This window comes from Rahnella sp. AN3-3W3 (assembly GCF_003263545.1).
In the GTDB taxonomy this organism is placed as follows: domain Bacteria; phylum Pseudomonadota; class Gammaproteobacteria; order Enterobacterales; family Enterobacteriaceae; genus Rahnella; species Rahnella variigena.
Window position 1 is genome coordinate 1 of sequence record NZ_JYDG01000150.1, and the last position, 2366, is coordinate 2366.

General features: G+C 48.2%; 5 protein-coding genes. 1 reads left to right on the forward strand and 4 read right to left on the reverse strand.

Annotated features, from left to right (window positions below):
• Positions 1-296: 296 nt before the first annotated feature.
• Positions 297-656 (reverse strand): type II toxin-antitoxin system HigA family antitoxin, encoded by a 360-nt coding sequence (locus tag UC15_RS25475; RefSeq protein ID WP_112292010.1) that lies wholly within the window; start codon positions 654-656, stop codon positions 297-299.
• Positions 657-662: 6 nt separating this feature from the next.
• The gene (locus UC15_RS25480) at positions 663-965 is read right to left on the reverse strand and encodes a type II toxin-antitoxin system HigB family toxin (RefSeq protein ID WP_112292012.1); all 303 of its coding nucleotides are present in this window, start codon (positions 963-965) and stop codon (positions 663-665) included.
• Positions 966-1090: 125 nt separating this feature from the next.
• Here UC15_RS25480 and UC15_RS25485 point away from each other — a divergent pair, with 125 nt between their 5' ends.
• On the forward strand, positions 1091-1324 hold the full coding sequence (locus UC15_RS25485; RefSeq protein WP_232829999.1) for a helix-turn-helix transcriptional regulator: 234 nt from the start codon (positions 1091-1093) through the stop codon (positions 1322-1324).
• Here the strand turns inward: UC15_RS25485 and UC15_RS25490 are convergent.
• Positions 1321-1830 (reverse strand): hypothetical protein, encoded by a 510-nt coding sequence (locus tag UC15_RS25490; protein WP_112292015.1) that lies wholly within the window; start codon positions 1828-1830, stop codon positions 1321-1323. The two genes, UC15_RS25485 and UC15_RS25490, sit on opposite strands and share 4 nt — an antisense overlap.
• The coding region (locus tag UC15_RS25495; RefSeq protein WP_232830000.1) for a DUF3085 domain-containing protein at positions 1827-2366 on the reverse strand (540 nt) is incomplete at its 5' end. The genes UC15_RS25495 and UC15_RS25490, both read right to left, overlap by 4 nt.

The following is a 2366-nucleotide window of genomic DNA, read 5'->3' on the forward strand; positions in this document are numbered from 1 at the left end:
GTGAGGTCAGTGCGCCGTGCAAGTGTCTGTCACTGCAAAAGGGAAACCGCTAACGGCAAAGGTGAGGCTGACACCAGAAAGAAGCCGGACAGCATGGGCGGCATCCTTAGCGGCCACGGAAGTGGCCATTTAGAGCGGCGCGCCCTGTGGGCGCTGCAAGCGGGCTGTTGTATTTCGTCGCCCTGGATGGGCTCAAAGCGCGGCCAGGGCGAGCACGCATAAAAAAGCCGCTCTGAAAAACGGCTTGTAAAGTGCAATAAATGCACTTTTAACGATGTATAATGATCAAAACCTTATCAGGCGCTTATCAGGCTCTCAGCAGGAATGCCAAACAGGCTATGCAATTTCCGGATCATGGGTAATGTCAGACCGCGTTTACCATTCAGGACTTCATAGACGCGGTTCACGCGACCAATCGCAGGTTCTAAATCTTTGGCAGTGAGTCCCATTTGCTCCATACGGAATTTGATGGCTTCAACTGCGTCAGGCGGAGAAATCGGATAGTGCTGTTCTTCGTAGGCCTCGATCAGCAACACCATCACTTCCATATAGTCGAACTCAGGCGTTCCCATTTCAGGTTGAGAGTCAAAAAGCGGTTCTATCGCCTTTAAGGCATCTTTGTAATCTTGTTCTGTTCTAATTGGTTTAATGTTCATATTTGCTCACTCCGGTTCTATCGTATTAACGTCGATTGCGTCATATTGTTTATGGGTTCCGATGAATTTCACATATACCCAACCAGCCGCATAAAAAATAGAAACCACTAACCGGTAATCATTTCCCTTTATATTAAATACCACCCGATTATTTTTCAGTATGCTCGCATTTCGATACTGAGCCTTAATATCAGCAGGAGTTTTCCAGTTGGCTTTTTTAGCCTCGTCGAACCAAGCCTTTAACGGCTGCTCGGCTTTGGGAAACTCCTCCCAAAAATCTTTCAGAGCTGTAATTGAGATTATTTTCATACAGGCATTTTAGTCCCATAACGGGACTTTGGCAACAAAAATCCCACAGCGGGACTAAAAAAAGAGTGTAATTGCGCCGATATCTTGTTATAAAAAGTGCAATTATTGCACTTTTTAGGATGATTATGACAGGTTATGAGTTACGTTTGTGGCGTAAAGGGATGGGTTGGGATCAAGAGCGTGCAGCGGAAGAACTTGGGAAATGCCTGCGAACGTATAAAGCCTACGAAAAATCACCGACTATCGACCGAGTGGTCGAACTTGCCACCCGATCGCTGACACTTTCCACACTGCTTCCCGCGCTGTCGGAGAAAAACAGCGCGGAAATCTGTCGAGTTCTCGGCACACTGGTAGACTAACAGTCCGCTACCGATGCCATTACAAAACCGTCAAAATTAAATACGTCATTGACGGCCACCGGCCATCCTTCAGCGACCCACACCATGACCCAACTTTCAGATTCCTCACAGCGATACAGCATGCCAAGCGCACCGGTGGGCAAATCTGAGGGTTCAAAATGGTTACTTCGGTTTCCGTTACGCACGACGTAACTTAATAAATCCTCAAGCTGCGCAGTCGTCAGAGCAGTTTCGGCAACGATGGTCTGAGCAGGGATTTCCTTGGGTGCCCTCGCTTTTCCTTTGCCATAATACTGGTATGTGGCGTCCAGCGGATGACTGGATGACATAAACGGTGTGGTATCAATACGGCTAAGGTCTCTTTTTTCCGCAATACCGTTAACCACTTCAAAAGGCTCCTGACCAGTGGCTTCGAACACTTCCAGTTCCTTCGGGTCGAAACAGTCTTCAAGTGTGATCCCATAATGTCGCATCAGCAACACGGCAACTTTATCCGCGTATATCATGACGCCCTCCCGACCGGAGCCAAATCAATACGGATCTGAGTTTCAGTGACGACGATGAGCAAATCATGTTTTCCTTTGACTAACGCAGTCAGAACATCGTCGGTAAGGGGGAGTGATTCAGAAAAATCGTCGCCCCCCACAGCATCGACACAAGCGTCATGCAGTTCACCACCGTCTGAGAAATTTGCCGGATCATAACCTTCTGCATATACCACTGTGCGCCGCTTGTCTTTAATCTCCCCTTCGGATGACAGAACGTAAATGCCATGATCCTTCACAAGTAACATATCTGCCCCGTATTGTTGGATTTCAGCCACGACAGGTAGCAGGTTTTTAGCATTAAATTTCAACATATTGATCTCCTCATTAATGAATAGAATGACGCGCTTCACAGCCTCTTTTCTGGTGTCACCCCTGGGTTTCACGCAGCGCGGGGAGTCTTGCTCCGTGGAAAAAGACCGGAACGGGGTATCAGCTGAACGAACAGGGGCAACTTCGAGGCCGCAGCGCAAAGGAGTGAGGAACGAGCGACTGCG